14 protein-coding genes and 3 tRNA genes are annotated in these 20978 nt (G+C 34.7%); 5 read left to right on the forward strand and 12 right to left on the reverse strand.

Annotation, left to right across the window (positions count from 1 at the left end):
• Positions 1-54: 54 nt before the first annotated feature.
• On the reverse strand, positions 55-1446 hold the full coding sequence (locus H710_RS03480) for a DEAD/DEAH box helicase (protein WP_041849454.1): 1392 nt from the start codon (positions 1444-1446) through the stop codon (positions 55-57).
• Positions 1447-1602: 156 nt separating this feature from the next.
• Positions 1603-2376, reverse strand: coding sequence for an NAD kinase (locus H710_RS03485; RefSeq protein ID WP_041849455.1), 774 nt, complete (start codon positions 2374-2376; stop codon positions 1603-1605).
• Positions 2377-2624: 248 nt separating this feature from the next.
• Between H710_RS03485 and H710_RS03490 the strand changes: the two genes are divergently transcribed.
• Positions 2625-2701, forward strand: a tRNA-Arg gene (locus H710_RS03490).
• A 362-nt stretch (positions 2702-3063) separates the two neighbouring features.
• Here H710_RS03490 and H710_RS03495 read toward each other — a convergent pair.
• Positions 3064-3138 (reverse strand) — tRNA-Val (locus tag H710_RS03495).
• A 93-nt stretch (positions 3139-3231) separates the two neighbouring features.
• Complete coding sequence (gene cpdR, locus H710_RS03500) at positions 3232-3594, reverse strand: cell cycle two-component system response regulator CpdR (RefSeq protein WP_041849456.1); 363 nt, start codon at positions 3592-3594, stop codon at positions 3232-3234.
• A gap of 725 nt (positions 3595-4319) precedes the next feature.
• Between cpdR and H710_RS03505 the strand changes: the two genes are divergently transcribed.
• Positions 4320-4805, forward strand: a complete 486-nt coding sequence (locus H710_RS03505) for an Hsp20 family protein (protein ID WP_041849457.1) — start codon at positions 4320-4322, stop codon at positions 4803-4805.
• Between the two features lie 194 nt (positions 4806-4999).
• Here the strand turns inward: H710_RS03505 and H710_RS03510 are convergent.
• A tRNA-Pro gene (locus H710_RS03510) sits at positions 5000-5076 on the reverse strand.
• Positions 5077-5610: 534 nt separating this feature from the next.
• Here H710_RS03510 and H710_RS03515 point away from each other — a divergent pair.
• A complete protein-coding gene (locus tag H710_RS03515) occupies positions 5611-5976 on the forward strand; it encodes an iron-sulfur cluster assembly accessory protein (protein ID WP_041849458.1) in 366 nt (121 codons plus the stop codon).
• Positions 5977-6048: 72 nt separating this feature from the next.
• Here the strand turns inward: H710_RS03515 and H710_RS03520 are convergent, their stop codons facing one another.
• From H710_RS03520 to H710_RS03550, 7 genes are all read right to left on the reverse strand, one after another.
• The gene (locus H710_RS03520) at positions 6049-6981 is read right to left on the reverse strand and encodes a lipid A biosynthesis lauroyl acyltransferase (protein WP_196295848.1); all 933 of its coding nucleotides are present in this window, start codon (positions 6979-6981) and stop codon (positions 6049-6051) included.
• Positions 6982-6984: 3 nt separating this feature from the next.
• The gene (locus H710_RS03525; protein ID WP_041849459.1) at positions 6985-8013 is read right to left on the reverse strand and encodes a zinc-binding dehydrogenase; all 1029 of its coding nucleotides are present in this window, start codon (positions 8011-8013) and stop codon (positions 6985-6987) included.
• 12 nt (positions 8014-8025) lie between these two features.
• Positions 8026-9336 carry a beta-ketoacyl-ACP synthase gene (locus H710_RS03530; RefSeq protein ID WP_052472879.1) on the reverse strand — a complete coding sequence of 437 codons (1311 nt, stop codon included), beginning with the start codon at positions 9334-9336 and terminating at the stop codon, positions 8026-8028.
• An 18-nt stretch (positions 9337-9354) separates the two neighbouring features.
• Positions 9355-10530 (reverse strand): beta-ketoacyl-ACP synthase, encoded by a 1176-nt coding sequence (locus H710_RS03535; protein WP_041849460.1) that lies wholly within the window; start codon positions 10528-10530, stop codon positions 9355-9357.
• Between the two features lie 9 nt (positions 10531-10539).
• Entirely contained in the window at positions 10540-10824 is a 285-nt protein-coding gene (locus H710_RS03540) for an acyl carrier protein (protein WP_041849461.1), read from the reverse strand.
• Positions 10825-11018: 194 nt separating this feature from the next.
• Positions 11019-13352: an NADP-dependent malic enzyme gene (locus tag H710_RS03545; protein WP_041849462.1), complete on the reverse strand. Its 2334-nt coding sequence runs from the start codon at positions 13350-13352 to the stop codon at positions 11019-11021.
• A gap of 515 nt (positions 13353-13867) precedes the next feature.
• Positions 13868-18499 carry a hypothetical protein gene (locus tag H710_RS03550; RefSeq protein ID WP_041849463.1) on the reverse strand — a complete coding sequence of 1544 codons (4632 nt, stop codon included), beginning with the start codon at positions 18497-18499 and terminating at the stop codon, positions 13868-13870.
• Between the two features lie 785 nt (positions 18500-19284).
• Between H710_RS03550 and hfq the strand changes: the two genes are divergently transcribed.
• Entirely contained in the window at positions 19285-19524 is a 240-nt protein-coding gene (gene hfq, locus H710_RS03555; protein WP_041849464.1) for an RNA chaperone Hfq, read from the forward strand.
• Positions 19525-19581: 57 nt separating this feature from the next.
• The gene (hflX, locus tag H710_RS03560) at positions 19582-20946 is read left to right on the forward strand and encodes a GTPase HflX (RefSeq protein WP_041849465.1); all 1365 of its coding nucleotides are present in this window, start codon (positions 19582-19584) and stop codon (positions 20944-20946) included.
• Positions 20947-20978: the final 32 nt, after the last annotated feature.

Raw genomic sequence — 20978 nt, forward strand, 5'->3', positions numbered from 1 at the left:
CAAATCCAACGAAGTATTTTATTGATTTTTTCATTTCAATGGCTAGCGTTCTGTTCAAGAACGAGTTTTTATGAGCATAAATGCTGGAATATCAGTGCCAAATGCAAGAATAGGAGAAGTTTTTTCTTTTTCAGAATGGTGTTTATCAAAAGAAGCCACTTTATTGTTGGTCTTTTTCATGCAAATTTCTGCATTCTCTTTTGGCGTTTTGATAGTATTTTTTTGAATATTTTTCTTTGGTGATTTTGTTAACTTAGTTTTTAAGCTGGTGTCATTTCCTTCATCATTATTGATCAGAGTAGATAGATCTCCATCAAGCCATTCAATATTCTCATTGCTTATTTTTTCAATAGCACTAATATACTTTTGGTCATCTTTTGTAACAATTGTAAAAGCTTTACCACTACGTTTTGCACGTCCTGTGCGACCAATTCGGTGAATATAGTCTTCAGCATGTGTAGGGACGTCATAATTGAAGACATGGCTTACATCTGGAATATCAAGCCCGCGGGCAGCAACATCAGAAGCAACGAGAAGTGTGAGTTTATTTTCTTTAAAATCAGCCAGTGTATTCATACGTGAATGTTGATCCATATCACCATGAAGTGCACCTACACTAAAATTATATTTGACGAGTGACCTAAAAAGTTCAGAAATATCTTTTTTCCGGTTGCAAAAAATAATAGCATTTTTAAGTTCTTTGTTTTCATCGTGGATAAGTTTTCGTAAAACAGCTCTTTTATGCCACGCTTTACTTCCTGATTTAACAAGCCGCTGCGTAATGGTTTTAGCAGTTGAGGATTCTTTGGTGATTTCAACACATACAGGTGAATGTAAAAACTGATCTGTTAATTTTATAATTTCTGGTGCCATTGTTGCTGAGAAGAACAATGTCTGGCGCGTAAAGGGCGTCAATTTACAAATACGTTCAATATCGGGGATAAAGCCCATATCCAACATACGATCAGCTTCGTCGATAACAAGAATTTCAACACCCATTAAGAGTAATGTGCCACGCTCAAAATGGTCAAGAAGCCGCCCTGGTGTAGCGATAAGAACATCAGCGCCTCGTTCAAGTTTGCGGTCTTGATGGTCAAAAGAAACACCACCAATTAAAAGAGCGACATTTAAACGGTGATTTATGCCGTATTTATCAAAATTTTCTTTAACTTGAGCTGCAAGCTCTCGTGTTGGTTCTAGTATGAGAGTACGAGGCATTCTAGCTTTTGCACGGCCTTTTTCAAGTAATGTAAGCATAGGAAGAACAAATGAAGCGGTTTTACCAGTACCCGTTTGAGCAATTCCTAAAACGTCTTTGTGTTGAAGTACATGAGGAATCGTTTCGCTCTGAATAGGGGTTGGAGCCGTATATCCTGCTGACTGAACAGCTTTAATAACCTTTGCAGAGAGGCCTAAATTGTCAAAACTGTTTAAAGGTGGTGTCATTTCTTTTATCGATTACTTTTCTGAATTTTAGTTTCATTAGCTAATACAACAAAGCTTAACCATTTCATATCATCGAGGATGGGGTAAGGTGGATTGACAAAAAAGTCAACTATAACTGTTCTATCTATATATAGAGAGAAAGAATTATAAAAATAATTAATAACGAAATTGTTCTGATAAAATGCGCTCATCCCATGAATGGTTAGGGTCAAAAAGTATAGAGACTGTTATGTCTGTAGCAGATGAAATAGTAACTGAGTAAACAGATTTAACTTCAACATTGTCAGCAGCAGCATTCACAGGGCGTTTATCAAATTCAAGCATATCAAAGCGTACTGTCGCTGTATCGGGGAGTAATGCTCCACGCCAGTATCGTGGACGAAAAGGGCTGACAGGGGTAAGCGCCATAAGAGGAGCCATGAGAGGTAAAATAGGACCTTGTACTGATAAATTGTATGCAGTGGATCCTGCTGGTGTAGAAACAAGGATGCCATCACAACTTAATTGTTCAATGCGTACTTTATCATCAACACTGATACGAATTTTAGCAGCTTGATAGGACTGACGGAATAAGGATACTTCGTTAATTGCAAGTGCTTCAATATGCTCTTTACATTCTGATTTTGCAATCATGCGTAGGGGATGAATGTTTTTTTTATGTGCTGCAGCAATACGATCTGGCAATTTTTTTTCATGAAACTCATTCATAAGAAACCCTATTGAACCTCGATTCATACCATAAATAGGTTTTTGGATATTCATAACATTCCTCACTGTTTGTAACATTGTTCCATCGCCACCAATTGCAACAATTATATCAGTTTCTTCAAGAGAAGAGTGACCATAGATAGAAATTAATTTATTGGTGGCTTTGATAGCTTCTTCAGTTTCAGAAGAAATGAAATGAAAGCGACTGGGTAATGGAGTCATTAAAAATTATCCTGATATTCACGACCTATTTTTAAAATTTAAAAGCTTTATATAAGGGCTATTTTTGTAAAAAGAAGAATTTTATAAATTAATCTGTTTAAAGAAAAAGTATTTCGGTTAAAAAGAGTTCATAATTGTATGAACAAATATTCCTTTTACAATTTTTGGTCAGAATAACAATTCATCATTGAAGCTGAGAGCATGATCGGTTAATAAAAAGTCCAAAGCTGATTTAATCATAATTTTAAGCACCCGTAGCTCAGCTGGATAGAGCGCTGCCCTCCGAAGGCAGAGGTCACAGATTCGAATTCTGTCGGGTGCACCAAGTTTTCAATTTATTTTTTATCATAAACGGATATTTAGAGAACTATTTTTACCTTTTGTAAAAATTCAGCAATAATTCAGGTCTTTAACATTTAAAAGAATCACTTTGTATATGGCATTCTCTTAGTATTTTAGCTTCTTTATTAAGGTGTTAAAAAAGACAAGAAGTTTTTATTGCTGCTCGAAGAAGATATTAATGAACTGTCTTACGGAATGTGAGTAATAAACTGGGGGAGTTTCAGATAAAGAGCGAATTCATTTCAAATAAATCCTAGGAGATTCGTAAAGGTCAAGTTAAAAATTCTATCCTTTGCTCTTTATCTTAAAAAAGACAAAAAAATATCAAGCATTACAAAAATTGAATGGTGGGCGTGACAGGGATTGAACCTGTGACCCCTACGATGTCAACGTAGTGCTCTCCCTCTGAGCTACACGCCCGTCAATGATGTGCATACAGCATATAGAATTATAAAGGTCAATGCCTGATTTCATTTTTTATTTGATCAAGTATAGATATTTAATAGGCTCACTTTAAGCAGCTATAAGTATTTTTCCAACTTCATTAACTAATTCGCGTAAATGAAATGGTTTAGAAAGCACTTTAGCATCAGGAAAGGTATCATTATTTGAATTTAATGCAACTGCTGCAAAGCCTGTAATAAACATAACACGCAAATCAGGGTCAATTTCAGTAGCACGTCGTGCAAGCTCAATTCCATCCATTTCTGGCATTACAATATCAGTCAGCAAAAGAGAAAATGGCTTTTCTTGTAAACATTCATATGCACTAGCACCATTATCGAAATCAACGACTTCATAGCCTGCACGTTCCAACGCTTTTACTAGAAAGCGGCGCATATCGTTATCATCTTCCGCTAGCAAAATTCGTTTCATGATTATATCCAATTGCTCCGTATATCAGAGCTTTTTATATTAACGTTACATATCATAGAGTATTTATAAAAAAAATTATAAAACACTTATAGTGAAAATGAGTAGAAAAATGGTTAATTCTCATATTTATGCAAATATATGGATATTATTTTCGTAATTGAGTTCAATAAAGATGTGCGTAATGCTTTGAAAATAGGAAACAGAATTGAATATTTTGAGCTTTTTTGTCATTCCAAATTTGAAAAAGTTTTAAGTTCTTATCATGTGATTAAATTGTGGATTTATTAAAAGATTTTATATTATTTGATTATGAATGATTAAATGCAGTCCAAAAATTATTTTTAATAAAGATATATTATCACAAAAGGAATTTTGTGATTGGTGGTTATTAAAATTCGCTATTATGAATATTGAGAAGAGAAGAATTTTGTTTTTAAGGGTAAAGAGATATCTATAATTAATACCTCTGACGTGTATTTACAAGTTAGTTCAATTTCAAAGAAAAAACTTATATTCATCATAAGAGTAATCAAGGATTGAGAAATAAAACTCTTATTTTGTATTTCTTATATATTAAAATACAAAAAAGAGTTGAAATAGGAAAGACTGATTACCAAATAAATACTGAGGTTGCCATGATGGGACTAGTTTTCTAAGCAGGCCTGCCATTCGGAGACTGCATAGGTCAATTATAGATTATAGCTGCTCTAAAGGAGGGCAATATTATGCGCCAAGTAGATTTTTCACCCTTTTATCGTTCAACTGTAGGATTTGATCATCTTTTTAATTGGTTTGATTCCAGAGTACAGCCAAATGATGTTTCTTCTTATCCACCGTATAATATTGAGCGTTTAAGTGAGGATTCATATCGGATTTCTATGGCTGTTGCTGGTTTTTCTTTAAATGAAATAGATATTGAAATACATTGTAATCAGCTAACCATTAAAGGTGAGAAAATGCCTGGGAATGAAGATGATGGACGAGAGTTTCTTTATCGAGGCATTGCTTCACGCGCCTTTGAACGGCGTTTTCATTTAGCTGATCATGTTAAAGTTATTGGAGCGGAATTAAGCGATGGGCTTTTGCATATTCAACTCAAAAGAGAAATGCCAGCTGAATTAAAACCAAAGAAGATTGCGATACAGACGTCATCCTCTATTGCTAAAAATAGTTTAGATAAAACAAGTTTAAAAATTGGAATTACTGAATAATTGTTTCTTTCTAAGATTTTTAATACGCGAGGCAAAAGTCTCGCGTTTTTTGATATTTCTTATTGAAAGAAAATTATTTACAAAAAAATAGCTGTAAAGTGTTTTGAGGTAATCAGGAGAGGATAGCCTGAAAATAATAAAATACTTAACGATCGATTTATTTTCTATAGTTTGATATAATTATTTAAGAAAAATGGTCGGAACGGCGGGATTCGAACCCACGACCCCTTGACCCCCAGTCAAGTGCGCTACCAGGCTGCGCTACGCTCCGAATGGTTCAGAACGACTAAACGACTGTTTCTTTAAAGGCAAGAGAAAAATAAATAGAATAAAATCGGTAAAATATTTTCTTTTCTATTTTAAAAAGACAAAAGAAGCCTTGTATTTTAGTCTTTTTTGATTGACTTAAGATAAGTTAGTCAAATTATTTAATCTCAAGCGATTGTTAATTGTATAGATTTTATTAATTTGCATTAAATTTTATATTTTTATTAATTATTTAAATGTTTTTTGTAATTTTAGATTAATTAATTTAAATATCATATTGATAATATAAAGAAAAATGAAATATTCTTATTCATTTATTGATAATCATTTTAAAGAATGAGCTTGTATTGTCAATATTGTGATGAGAATATACTTTAAAAATCTGTAATTAATGCATCTCTATAATCCAATTTATTCGTGTTATAAAAAAATAAAAATATTCGATTTATACTTGTTATTTTATTTTTAATGTAGAGAATGAATGGAATCTCGTTACAAATTCATTGAAAATGTTTATTTTGCAAGAGAAGAGTGAATGATGAACCGTTGTTTAGTAATAAGTTTGACAGAAGCCGCAATAAATCGAGTCAAAAATATTATGGAGACAAAAGATTCTCATGGTATTCTTATCAGTGTTAAAAAGGGGGGGTGTGCAGGGATGGAATATACAATTACCCTTGTAAAAGAAGAGATACATGGTACGGATATTGTTGAAATTAATGGTGCTCGCGTTTTTATTGCGCGTGATGCAGTATTATTTTTATTAGGAACGCAGCTTGATTATGAAGAGACAGCATTGCGTTCTGGCTTTATATTTAATAATCCTAATCAAATTTCAGCATGCGGGTGTGGTGAATCAGTAGAAATTAGTCCTGTTTCACAAAATCAGTTAAATGAAGTTTAAGAGCCAGCTTTGCTTTTGCAAAATATTTTCTGGTATCAATATTTTTCTTTTTCTATAATTGCTAAGAATAAGTTATTCATCCCAACGTTTATGAAACCACATCCATTGTTTAGGGTATTCACGCACCCAAGCTTCGACAATATCATTTAGTTTTTGCACAGAAGCATTTATATCAACTTCATTTTTCTCGTTAAGTGGAAGTTCTATACGTTCATATAATTCTAAACGATAGCGTCCTCCAGCTAAGCGAATACAACGTGCAGGATAAATGTCACATTCATATTGCCGAGCAAGTTTTATAATTAAAGGATTGGTTTTAACAGGGCGATCAAAAAATGTTCCAGAAATGCCTTGACGAAATTTTTGATCAATAAGCATACCGACATTTCTTCCTTTTGCTAATTGTTCTGCTAATGCCAAAGCTGCACCGGCTTGGGATGGAACAAGATGCCCCATGGAAGTTTGTCGAGCTTTAAGAACTCGTGTTGCAATATAGGGATTATTAGGTGGTCTAAATAATACTGTGATATCAAGATCGAAACTCTGTGCACATACAGGAAGAAGTTCAAAATTTCCAGTATGAGCTGTGAAAAAAATATGTGGTTTTTTTTCATCCTTTAATCGTTGGAATATCTCAGCGCCATCGACTTCAACTACACTTTCTTGGTCGGCTTTGGGATCAAAATCAAAAATTTTATCAAGAAAAATATATTCAGCTAAAAGCCTCCCCATATTTTTCCACATTTCTATAGCAATTGTATGGAGTTCTTGTTCTGTTTTTTCTGGGTATGCAGCTTTAAGGTTCGCAAGTGCAATTTGATGACGGGAAACAAGAGGACCGAGTATTGTTGCTAACCAAGAAAAAAAAGATAACCCAACTTTTGCAGGAAAATATCGTAGAACCGCTAAAAAACCGATTAGTAAGTATGACCATAATAAATCAAACAATTTTTTTATAATTATTTTAATATGATATATAAAAAGTTTTATATAAAACTTTATCATAATTTAATCAATTTTAAGAATAATTTTACCAAAAATATCACGTTTTTCCATTCTTTTAAAAGCAACATCAATATCGTTAAAATAAACAACTGTATCAATGACAGGATGTATAATTCCTTGTGCCATTTTTTGCATAGCATTTGCCATATTTTCCATACGACAGCCAAATGAACCAAATATTTTGAGTTGTTGCTGAAACAGTTGCATTAAATTCATAGGAGCAGAAACACCAGAAGTAGAACCACAAGTCACCAAACGTGCCCCTTGTTTCATGCACAACATAGAACCTGCCCATGTATCAGCACCGACATGTTCAAAAACAACGTCAACGCCTTTTTTTTGAGTTAATTTACGGACTACACCTTCAAAGCGGTCTTTACGGTAATTAATAACATAATTTGCTCCAAGGGATTGTGCCTTTGCAATTTTGTCATCGGAGCCCACAGTTGTAATAATTGTACATTTCATGGATTTTGCGATCTGAATAGCAGCTGATCCAATGCCAGAACCACCAGCATGTATAAGAATTGTTTCTCCAATTTGTAATTTTGCATTGTCAAAAAGCATATGCTCTACGGTACCAAAGGTAACTGGAGCGACAGCTGCTTGTATTTCATCACATTCTGAAGGTGCTGGCACGAGTAGACGTGCTGGAAGATTAATAAGTTCACAAGCAAATCCATCTAGGTGAAAACCATGTACACCTTTTGCATGATTGCAAAGATTGTCATGCCCTTTGTGACAAGCTTGACACAGACCACAGGTGTGTGCACCATAAATTGAGACGAGCTGTCCAAGTTTCAAATTATCAATACCATTTCCCAGCTGAATAATTTCACCTGAAGCTTCTGCACCTATAGTGAGAGGCATTTTTCGTTTAGCAAAGGCCATACCACGCCATCCCCACACATCGATATGGTTAAGAGCAACAGCTTTTATACGCACTGTTACTTCACCGGGGCTAGGAGGGGGTGGAGAGGCGATATGGGTTATTCCAACTTGGCGCTCATTAAATAATTGCAGTGCACGCATTATCACCCCCTTTTATATTGATAAAAGATTATTTTTTTTATGAAAAGATTTTTCTTTATAAGCAGTGATGACAAGACTACTATTTTGACCACCAAAACCAAATGAATTGGATAAAATCGCATTTACGCGAGTGTTGCGGCTATAGTTGGGAACAACATCTAAAGGGATAGCAGGATCAGGATCATCGTAATTGATTGTAGGAGGGAGAATTCCTGATTGGATGGTTAAAAGCGAAAAGACAGCTTCTATAGCGCCTGCAGCAGTTAACGTATGGCCAATCATTGATTTGTTCGAAGAGACAGGAATATGTTTCAAAATATCACCAAATACTGCTGATAATGCTAGATATTCCATTTTTTCATTTTCGGGTGTTGAGGTGCCATGTGCGTTAATATAATCAATTTCATCGATGGTTATTTTTGCGTCAGCTAAGGCTTTTCGAACTGCTTCAGTTGCTGGTGATGCATCAGGTTTTGAACGAGTACGGTGAAAATCATCTGCTGTTTCTCCACAGCCAGCTAAAATGCCTAAAATTTTTGCTTTACGATTTAAAGAACTTTCTAGAGATTCAAGAATAAGAGCACCCGATCCTTCTGCCATAACAAAGCCATTTCGATCATGGCTAAAAGGTTTTGCGGCTTTTTCTGGGGGATCATTGTGGGTTGAAAGAGCTGATAATAAAGAAAAGCGAATAAGGGATTCTGCTGAAACTGAACCATCTGTAGCAATTGTTAGTGCACGATCTGTTTCGCCCCGTCGAATAGCTTCAACACCTAATTGAATTGCTGTCGCTCCAGATGCACAGGCAGTTGAAAGTGTAATGGGGAGTCCTTTGGTGCCAAATTTTTCTTGAAGATTTTCTGCAATTGCTCCAAATTGAGTAGTTTCAAAAAGTTCTTTCTGGGGATTACGGCTACAAATTTCAAGAAGATGTGCATAGGAAGGTTCAATGTTAGAGGTTTCTACTTGGTCAAGAGCGAAACGTGCTTTCCATTCAAGTTCAACAGGAGGCGCAGCTAAAAACAATGGTCCATCAAAATTTTTCTTGTCGAGACCTGATTGTTCTAAAGCCTCTTCTGCTGAGAGATAAGCTAATTTTTCAGAGAGAGCTGCAGCACCAATTCTACTTTCTTTAAGAAAATCAATTGTGCCTGCAATATGTGTATTTAATCCTTCAACAGGAAAACGTGTTATTTTATGGATACCGCTAACGCCATTGATTAATTTTTGCCAATTTTCCTGCTTTCCTTGCCCTAGCGATGTTATAACTCCCGCTCCGGTTATGGCTACCAGTGGACGTCCGAGATGGTCGTTATACTTCATAATAGAGATACTCTCTCTTTAAACAGCGGTGAGGTGTGCTATACCTTCAGCTCTTTTTATACCAATTGTTGTGACAAATACTTCATGCACTTCTTTTAAAAATGACTTTTCATGAGTGCTTAGTGTTAGAAAGCTCCTCTTTTTTTTGACAGCAATAGCAGCTAGTGCAAGTGCTAAAGGAAATTGCGCTTCCCGTAGATAACCAAACAATGTTGTAACACCACGGTAAGCTATATTAGCATCATCGAGTGCATTTTGTTCTATTTTTGTAATTTCATCAAATCCTGAAGCAGCTGAAATTGCAAAAGAAGATTGAGCTTTTATCGTTTTTAGCATTTTAGAAATTGTATTTTTAAGTGGTTTCTTTTTTCTGTTTGTTTGATCTGTGATAATTTGAGTAATTTCAGCATAAATGGGTGCATTTCGTCTTTTTGCGTGTTCACCGCTTTCAAGAACAAGAAAGATACCACCAGAGCCGGTTATAACTCCTCCGCCAATGCTGTTACTACGGTCCCAAACAGGTGTCCACCCACTACGCGTTAAGAGGCCTCCAAGTTCATATGCTAACAACATGTCGTGGCCTTGTGCATTATAGGAGCTACCTACCAATACGTGTGTACTTTGTCCTGATTGAATACGGGAAACAGCAATTTGAATAGCAGAAAGTCCACTTCCTTCTTCCCCCATGAAGGTACGAGAAGAACCAGTGACTTTGTGAACAATTGAAATGTTGCCAGCTAAAAGATTGGATAATTGTGCTAAAAACAAAGTTGGACGAAGTTCAGTTGAAAGAGCGAAATTGAGCATAGAATTGCGATCAGCTGTCATGCGTGCTTTAGCAAGAATTTGTGTATCAACAGCAATATCACGTTCACCACCACCAGCTGCAACAATCATATCCATTGTTGATGTTAATTGCTTATTATTTTTTATTCCTGCATCATCAAGAGCAAGGCCAGCTGCATAGGTGCCAAGGCGCTGCCATGTTTCCATTTGTCGTTGATCGCTTCGTTTTGGAATTTGCTGATTCCAATCAACGTTGGTTAATTTATGAACAGTGTAGGGTGAAAAGTTTATACAATCTAGATTTGGTGTAACTGTAGGATCATTCAATTTGTTCCAATGATGATCAACTCCTTCACCCAAAGAGCTTATCAATCCTATGCCAGTAATAAATACAGCTTGATTTTGCATAATAAAAAATTAATTAGCCCGCTTTAAAATAACGAGTTCATCAATTTTTTCGCAAAGATTCTTAAGAACAAAATATTTTTCGGTTGTAACGGTACCTTCATTAACTTCTTGAGTCCATTGTTCTAGAGGAACTTTAATTCCAAAAGCTTTATCAATAGCAAAAACAATATCAAGGAAATCGAGGCTATCAATTCCTAAATCATCAATTGTATGACTTTCAGGTGTGATAACACTACGATCAATTTCACTGATTTCTGAAATAATATTAGCAACTTTGTTAAAAGTAGAAGACAATATGCAATTCCTTATTATGGTTTATAATTTTACAGAAAAATTTCGATACTACGTTATCTAGCTTCTGTTTTTTTTGAAAAAAAGACTTAATCAGAAATACAATTGTCTTTTTGATTGAAGGTAAGCTTTCAGTAAATAGGCGATTGTAACTAAAATGTCTAAAAAAAAATTCTTAAATTTTATTTTAATAAAGATCACTTATCTTTATTTATTTTATTATGAAATTTTTTCCTATTTGCAGAAAGTACTGCAAGTGCTGTCATATTGACGACTCCTCGTGAAGTTACTGAAGGTGTGAGTATATGGACAGGACGTGCTGCACCAATTAAAATAGGACCCACATGAAGTGAATCAGTTAAATGTTTAACAATATTGAGCGTAATATTGGCCGCGTCAAGTGTTGGGAAAACGAGAAGATTAGCCTCGCTTTTGAGGCGTGAATCAGGGAAAATACGATCACGAAAAATTTTCGATAGTGCTGCATCGCCTTGCATTTCTCCATCTGCTTCCAAATCTGGGTACAATTCAGTAAGAATTTCAGTAGCACGACGCATTTTACGTGCACTTTCTGTATCTTTAGAGCCAAAATTTGAATGCGATAATAACGCTGCTTTTGGCGTTATACCAAACGCTTCAACTTCTTGTGCTGCTAACACAGTCATTTCTGCTATTTCTTCTGCAGAAGGATTTTCGTTAACATAAGTATCTGTTAGGAAGAGAACTCTGTCTAGAGAAATAAGCAGACTAACAGAAGAAAAATGACTAATATTTGAATCAAGTCCAATAATTTGTTCGATTAATTGAAGATTACGTTCAAAATGTCCTTCTAAACCGCAGATCATGGCATCAGCTTCTTCGCGCATGACTGCAATAGCTGCAATAGCTGTTGTTGATGTTCTTATAATTGTTTTTGCAACTTCAGGTGACACGCCACATCTAGCCGTATACTGAAGGAATAAATTGACATAATCATGGAAACGTGGATCATTTTCTGGATTTATAAGCTCAAAATCTGTGCCAGGAAGAATTTTTAAACCAAAGCGTTTTAATCTCGCTTCTACCACGTGTGGACGGCCAATGAGAAGAGGAATAGCGGTTTGTTCTTCAAGAACAATCTGTGCTGCACGAAGTACGCGTTCATCTTCACCATCAGCGTAGATTACGCGTTTGCGTTTTGCTGTTTTTGCTGCTGCAAAAACAGGCTTCATTGTGAGACCGGAACGAAAAACAAAACGGTTAAGGGTATCGTGATAAGCAGAAATATCTTTAATTGGTCGAACAGCTACATTCGTTTTTATTGCTGCTTCAGCAACAGCAGGAGCAATGCGCAATATTAAACGTGGATCAAAAGGTGAGGGGATAAGATAATCTGGGCCAAAATTGGGTGCTTCTTTTGAATAGGCACGTGCTACAACATCTGAAGATTCTTCGCGGGCAAGGTTAGCAATAGCATGAACTGCTGCTATTTTCATTTCTTCATTAATTGCGATAGCACCAACATCTAGTGCACCACGGAAGATATAAGGAAAACAGAGAACATTATTGACCTGATTTGGGTAATCAGAACGTCCTGTGCAGATCATTGCATCTGGTCGAACTGCACGTGCTTCCTCTGGCATGATTTCTGGTGTTGGATTAGCAAGTGCTAGAATTAAAGGATTTGAAGCCATTTTTTTCAGATATTCAGGTTTTAAAACGTTGCCTACAGAAAGACCTAAAAAAATGTCTGCATTTTCAATGATTTCGGATAAGGTTCGTGCATCAGTTTTTTGCGCATATTTAACTTTCCAGCGATCCATAAGTGTTTGACGGCCTTCATAAACAACACCCTCTAAGTCGCTAAGCCAAATATTTTCAACTTTTGCTCCAAGGTGAACTAAAAGATTAAGACAAGCCAAAGCTGCAGCACCTGCACCTGAGGTAACTATTTTTGCGTCTTCAATTTTTTTCCCAGAAAAATTTAGTCCATTAAGTACAGCAGCAGAAACAATAATGGCAGTTCCATGTTGGTCATCATGGAAAACGGGGATATTCATTTTAGCGCGAAGTTTTTCTTCAATTTCAAAACATTCAGGCGCTTTAATATCTTCGAGATTAATACCACCAAATGTTGGTTCCAATGAGGATATGATTTCCACCATTTGTTCAATATTTGGCGCATCGAGTTCAATATCAAAAACATCAATATTTGCAAATTTTTTGAATAAAACAGCTTTTCCTTCCATAACTGGCTTAGAAGCGAGCGGACCAATATTTCCTAATCCAAGAACAGCGGTTCCATTTGATATAACGGCTACTAAATTGGAACGAGAAGTATACTGAGATGCAAGTTTTGGATCATGATGAATTGCAAGACATGGTGCAGCAACACCCGGAGAATAAGCAAGTGCCAAATCACGTTGATTACCAAGAGGTTTTGTCGCTTGTATTTTTAGTTTTCCAGGTTCTGGATATTGGTGATAAAAAAGCGCTGCGCTGTTGAATTCATCTTCTTGTAAGCTGCCGTTACTATTTTGTTTTTTAGACATTTTATTCTATCCAGATTAATGTATTTTTGCTGATACTGGTATAAGGGTACAACATATATTTACACTCTTTTTATTACTAGTATATTTAAAATGGAGAGCAAGCAATTTGAGTGATAAAGGCGATTTGCTCATTTTTGATTGATCAAAGTGAAAAAATAATTTCTTTATAGTTAAGGCTATATTAAATTTTGTAAATGTATTAAAAAACATAAAATCAAATACTTACTGAGAAGATAGTGAATATATTAACGGCTTTTAATGAGTATTTTATAAATAAGGGATTTTATTAAAAAATATCAATTAAGTATTCTAAAGTGGAAATTATATGTGTAAATAGTCCGATATGATTGCTCGCTCAATTATTATCTTTTACATCAAAGAATTTTCGGAAACAGTTATAAATATCTCTCTGTTTCTCAATTTAGCATAAAAATAAAATCCTTTACGAAAGATATTATGGTTACGTATAAATTAAAAAAGAGCAAAGGGAATTGCTCTTCTTCTTTATTCTTTTCTTATTTAATGCGTCCGCTTGCATGGGCAAGTATAGTGTAGACCTTTCCACTATCTGATGTCAGATAGTGCCGAGCTGAATTCATATCCTTAGTATTTCGAGATACATCACGTAATACTTTTTCAAAGTCAATAATGTATTGATTGACTGCATATTTAAAATGAGGATCACTCATATATTTTTGCTTAATTTTTTCAAATATAATTTGTCCACTTTTAGTATAAAGGCGTTCTGTCACAATGTTGTTTTGTCCACGCTTATAATGATTCCACAACTCGACGATAGCATCATGATTAATAGATTTTATAATACTAGCTGCTAATGAATGAAGAGATGTATTCATTAGACGAGCTTCTGTCTTCACTTGTGAAAGAGTCGAGTTATTACCCATTTCTTCGCGTGATATTTCTGCAGACGAAGCTCTTGCTAGGAGATCTGATACCCATTTATTTTGGTTTATTTTATTTTGGTCTTTTTGCAAAATAGACGCTGATGGCACTATTCTCTTTATAAGGTTAGAAGAAGTATCATTATCTTTATTAGGCGTCAATGATATAAGAGGTTCTGACGTTAATTGATTTTCTTTTTTCTTGTTATTATCACTTTGTACAACATTTGCTAAATCTTTTAATTTTGTAACTTTTTCATCTAGAGTGTAGCGGATTGTATCTGTTGTTCCGTTGATTTTTTCCGGAAGCTTTTGAATAGTATCATTTACATCATTATTGACTTTGGAAAGTTCTAATCGAATTTCATTAGCTGAGCGGCGTATATCTTCCGCAGCTCCTGAGAAACACGTTGTAGCTTCATTAATGATCTGATTTAACGTCTGTTGTAACAATTGTGTAGAATTGCGCGTATTTTCATCAGTTCGTTCAAATGCCAGGTTAAGAACATTTTCATAATGCTCAATCAGCTGATTAACTTCATCAGATTTTGCAATAAGGCTATTGCTTAATGTAGATAGTGCATTTTGCCTTTTTGTGAGTGTTGCATCGAGCACATTTTCTGATTTTTCGAGAGTGTTAATGACTTCAGAAAGTGTCTTAGCATGTTCACCAAAATTATTTGTTACATTACTAATTTTTTCAAATGTGTTGCGTACAAACTTTTGCAGAATTTCCATATTATTACTGAGTTCTTGATTTGCATCTGACAAATACTCAGCTACTTGGTTGGTATTCTGAAAGAAATTATTTGCAGTTTCATTAAATTGACCATCAATATTTTGAACTGTTGACATTAAAGCATCACTATTTTCGTGAATGTTACAAATCGATAGATTTAATTGTTGAAGGATCGATGAAATATTATTAATAAGATCTTCTTTCGCAGCAGTCATGGTCTGAATAGTTTCAGAGCTTGTCTGTGTTATAATGTCTACTAAAGATTGATTTTGCGCGAAAATTCTTTTTTCAGACTCTTCTGCTGAGAGTGAAAGTTGTTCACCAACGTGCTGTGTTAAATTATTGAGTGATTCAGCTGTATGCTGCACAACCTGATTTAAATGATCTGTTAACTCCGCCAGTTGCTCAACATGTCCTGAAATTTGAGCAGCTGTTTGGTTGCTTGTTGTTTCTAAACTGTTGCTAATATTAGTAAGTCGATACTCTAAATTATTTTCAAGTTCCTGTATGGAATTATAAAGAATGCCAGAACGTTCAGTCAATAATTGTTCAATTGCTGTTGTTGAAGTGTTTACAACCTCACTAAACAATGCTTGTGCATTCTGGCTAGTGTCCTGAATTGTTTGTTCAATATTTGATACAATACGATTACCAGATTCTAAGATCATATTTTCTGCTTTTTCAGCAACATCAGAAACAGATGAAATAAATTTATGTCCAGTAGAGAGGATAGAGTTTTCTGATTTTTCTACCTGATCAGCTATGATTGATGTTAACTCATGAGAAAAATTGGAAAGCTTTTCTTGTACTTTATCTGTTTTATCATGTAGTGATGAAAGCATCTGCTCACCCGTAGAAGAAATAATATCAGATGCTTGTATGATCTTATCTTGTAAGCTGTCTGTGATCGTATTAACAGAATTTTCTAACGTAACGCGCATATGATCGACGCTAGCGTCTAATGCATTTTGGACGTCTTTTTGGTGCTCATTATTGAGCATGATAGATGTTTTTAAGCTATCAGAGTTTTCTTCAAGCACAGATGTTTGTAACTGAATAGTCTCACATACTTGGCTCAATTTTTGGGATAATGTTTCTTCTAACATACTTGCATGTTCAAAAATTTGACGTGCACGATTTTCTAAATCTTCATCAAATGATCCCATGCGCATTTCAAGAGATTCAAAGAGAACTCCGTTCGAGTGAGAGAGAGTATCCCTTAGAATCTCAGTATGATCCTCAAGGTTTTTGATGTGATTTTGAACAGTTTCAGTAATAGCCTTATTATTATCAACAATTGCGCTTTCAACTAAATCCATTTGCTGCTTTAAAACGACATTAACATGTATATCACTTTTTGCGATGAGATTATGGAGCTCTTCCATACGCTCTTCAAGTGCATTCACTTGATTTGCAAGAACTTCGTTAAGAGAAAAACTATTAATAGCTAAAGAGTCACGCAAAGCATCAGCACGTATATCAATATTTCTGGCGTGCTTTTCTAAAGCATCTTTAGTAGTCTCACAGCTTTGCGTAATAGTTTCTTGTAGTTTATCTACGCAATGGATTACATTTGCTACATGATTTTCGGCATGAAGATCAATAATTTGAACATTATCAATTAAAGTCTTTTCAATCGTTGAAACACTCTGTGTTAATGTCTCAATCTGATCTTGCAATGTATTAGCGATTTTATCTTTTTCATTGCTGAGCATTTCAGACATCATATCTCTTTGGTCAGCAAATTGTACTTTGAATTCTTGCGAACGCTCTTTTATAACATCAACAATCATATTATCAATATGTGTGATTTCCTCTCTCAGTAGTTTTTTACTTTCATCAACAGCGATAAGAATATCGTCATGTCCGCGTGTAAATGTGCTTGCAATGTTAGCTGTTGTTTCTTCAAGATTTGCATTAATTTGCGAAGTATGAGCTTCTAAAAATAACTCAAGCTTTTGAGCATTATCTTCTATGGCTTGACTGCGGCAAATGAAAGCTTCGATGATAGAATCACTATGCTCTCTAAGGGATAAATCAACTGTTGCTAAACGGTTTTCAAAGGCTTCAATCGCCTCTGAAGTTATATTATCAAATTGAGAAGAAATTTTATCAGCCTGTTTGTCAAGCTGTATGATTTTTTCATCAAAATCCTGCAATGACTCGTTATGGCGGTCAATAATTGTTTGATTTAATATTTTAAATTTATCGTCGATTCTAGATAAAGTTTGATCTGTTGCAGTTTGTATATGTGTTGCAATTTCAGTAATATGCATTTCAGCTCTAACGGCTGTTTCATTAAATGTTCTTTCTAATTGCTTTTCATTATTATTAAAATGCTCTGAAAAACTATCAAAGTTTCTTCCTAATGCATGAAAAAAATCTTCATTTTTCTGCTGCATTTGTTCAGTTGTTGCGTTAAATTTTTCAACAAGTTGATTTGTTACACCATCACCTATCTGTGAAAGCTTTGCAATCAAGTCTTCTCCCTGTTGTTGCAAAGTTTGAGAAAGTGTTTGGACAAGACTGTCAACATTGGTTGCAATTTGAGATGTCACCAAATTAAATTCATCACTGAGTTGTTCTTGTGTTCCTTTAATTGTTGATTGTACACGATTAGCATGATTCAAAATTGCTATACGTTCGTTACTCAATTCTTTCACCAACGTGTGAATACGCGTTTCATTTTCAGAGTAAGCATGTTCAAGACTACGCACTTCACCTTGTACAATAGCTTCAAGTTCAATCGCACGCCCGAGAATATGCTCAATTTCTTCGTTTATTGTGGCCACTTCTTTGCGAATCGTTTGTCCTATAACGATGGCTTGCTTTTCAGATAAATTCTGAGAGTCATTATTAAGATGCTGTGCAGCATTTGTGATAAGAATAGCAATGTTACGCAATTCGTTTGAATGTTTTGTCAATTGGGCAAAACCCCAAGACATAAGGATAGGAATTGCGGTTCCTGCTGCTACAGCAAATCCAGTAGGTGATGTAATAAAGGTGATAATATTTGCTAAAGAACTTAATCCCTCAGGGGCTAAATGATGAGCGATAAAAGCACCTCCTGTTGCCCATAAGGCACTAAGTGCTGTAGTATTCCAATAGAGACGAGAGGTAGAATTATTCTTTAGTGATATAGAATTTAAAGGTGTTGTTATATCATCATTAGCGGGAAGAGGGTGTGCAGATAATAACGTGTTGTGCACAGTTCCACCCGAGAGTTCATCTGTAGGTTTTTGGCCAAAAAGCTGTTCAACAACAGACCCATCAATAACGGCGCTATCATGAATATTCGAAGCAGAAATTGAAGTACCGTTTTCGGTAATAATTTCTTCTTCTGCTGTTGCTATCTTTTCAATTAAGTCATCTATCCTAGTAGGATCTGTGGAGTCATTTGGTGACATTTTCTCAATTTCTACACCATCAAAGTTATAGTTCATTGCTTTTTCAAGAGCTTCTTCAACCTTAACTTCAAATATTTGCAGCTTAGTTCTGCTTGTCATACTTGCCTCATACTCTACAGATTGAAAAGAGATAAATCTTCCAGACACATTTTATAATATATTAACTGTTTATTCTGCAGAAAGAAATATATTCAAAGCAAAGTTTTAAAATTTGTGAATATAAAGTTAATATCGTTTTCGTTTCTCATTTTTAAATGGTCGCAAAGTCCATTAAAAACAGTGCAGTATGCAATCATAATTATGGTAAAATAGTGTTCATAACTTAAAATAGGATATTGATTTGATGCAGAGATTTTGTCTTATGATTATTGTTGTGAACTGAAAGAACAGAATAAACATAATTTAAAATGAAGAAATTTATGGCAATTCTTAATTCTATTTTTAAATATAGGGATTAAAAATGGAATTGAGGAGAGGAAGAAGTGGTCGCTAAATAAAAAGATTCTTTGTGTTTATTTCAAAATAGGGTGCATACTCTTGGCACACAGGGGAAGGTTATTTATCCTATATACCCTATAAATTTTTTTGCTTTAAATAGAAAATAGTGAAGAAAATTTTAAATAATTTAAGTCATGAGCTCATTAATATATTTATTGTTTTTACAAAAAAAATATGTAAATTCAATTCTTTGTAAGAAGAAAGCCTTTAGAGTTTTTTGATATTTTGCTAACCATGATGTTTAGTGTACACAAATCATACATATTTCCTTATGATAAATAGGATTTTGTTAGATTTTTTTACGCAATAGATTGACAATTGAAGATTTTTCAGTCGATATGCATTTAACGAATGTTTTTATGCAATTCGCAACAAGGGTGTAACGAATGGTAGAACGATCACAACACCTGCAGGATGTATTTTTAAATACTGTTCGCAAGCAAAAAATTTCTCTTACAATTTTTCTCGTGAATGGCGTTAAATTAACGGGTATTGTAACGTCATTTGATAATTTTTGTATTCTTTTGCGTCGTGATGGACATGCGCAATTGGTTTATAAGCACGCTATTTCTACAATTATGCCTGGTCATCCTATAAAAATGTTTGAAGGTGAGGGGTGTGAATAAACAGCCTGTTTTTGTAGACTTTTCATTTTTTAGAAAATTACTATTTTATTAGCTATCATGATGGATGTAAATAAGGGATGTGGAAGATTTATTTCACAGGCCTTAAAGCGAGAGCGCACTGTTATTTTTGTACCAGTTTATCGCGGAAACAAAAATGAAAAAATTGCAAATGAGCGTTCAGTATCTTCTCGAGTAAAAGAAGCATTAGGGTTAGCACGTGCTATTGAGCTTGATGTTGTTCATCATGAAATTGTTAATATCACCACACCACATCCTTCGACTTTATTTGGGTCGGGTAAGGTAGAGGAATTTAAACAAGCATTATCGCATTTTAACGAGCCTCGTATTGCTGTTGCAATCGTGGACTATTCTCTAACACCAGTCCAGCAGCGTAATTTAGAAAAATTGTGGAACTGTAAAGTTATTGACAGAACCGCTCTTATTCTTGAAATTTTTGGCAATCGTGCACGAACGAAAGAGGGAGTTCTGCAAGTTGAATTAGCGCATTTATCTTATCAAAAAGGCAGGCTTGTTCGTAGTTGGACACATTTGGAAAGGCAGCGTGGTGGTAGTGGTTTTTTGGGTGGTCCTGGTGAAACTCAGATTGAAGCGGATAGGCGTATTTTACAAGATAAAATTGTTCGTATTCGCCGCGAATTAAAAACAATTATTAAAATGCGTGCTCTTCATAGAGCGAATAGAAAAAAAACGTGTCATCCTGTTATCGCTTTGGTAGGATACACCAATGCAGGAAAATCAACACTTTTTAATCGTTTAAGTGGTGCAAATGTATTAACAAAAGATATGCTATTTGCAACACTTGATTCAACTTTACGCAAGATCACTCTTCCTCATGGAAAAACTGTTCTCTTATCTGATACTGTAGGTTTTATTTCTAATTTACCAACTCATCTAATTGCAGCTTTTAGAGCAACTCTTGAAGAAGTAATTGAAGCTGATTTAATTATTCATGTAAGAGATATATCAGATCCTGATCATCAATTTCATGCTCAGGATGTCTTAGAAATACTTTCGAGTCTTGGTATCGATATTAACGATAAGAAGCGTATCATAGAAGTTTGGAATAAAACTGATATATTGGATCAGCATCTATTGAATGCTTTGCAAATGAATGCAAAAACATTGTTAAATCCTGCATTAATGGTGTCTGCTTTTACAGGAGAAGGATTAAAGCAATTATTGATGACTATTGAAAAATTGATTTCCGGAGAGACGCAAAATGTTGAGTTTGTTTTAAGACCTGAGTCAATGTCATTAATTGATTGGTTTTATAAAAATTCTGGAAAAATAGAACAAGAAAGCCATGATGATGGCTCTATTACCATTAAAGCAGTTTTAACCTATGAAGCAAAAAAACGGTTTGATTATATCAAACGAAATATACGTCACAACCTCATCTGAGGCCTTATTAAATGAGATCGTTGTGGTTTTTT

Source organism: Bartonella bacilliformis Ver097, from assembly GCF_000709795.1.
Taxonomy (GTDB): domain Bacteria; phylum Pseudomonadota; class Alphaproteobacteria; order Rhizobiales; family Rhizobiaceae; genus Bartonella; species Bartonella bacilliformis_A.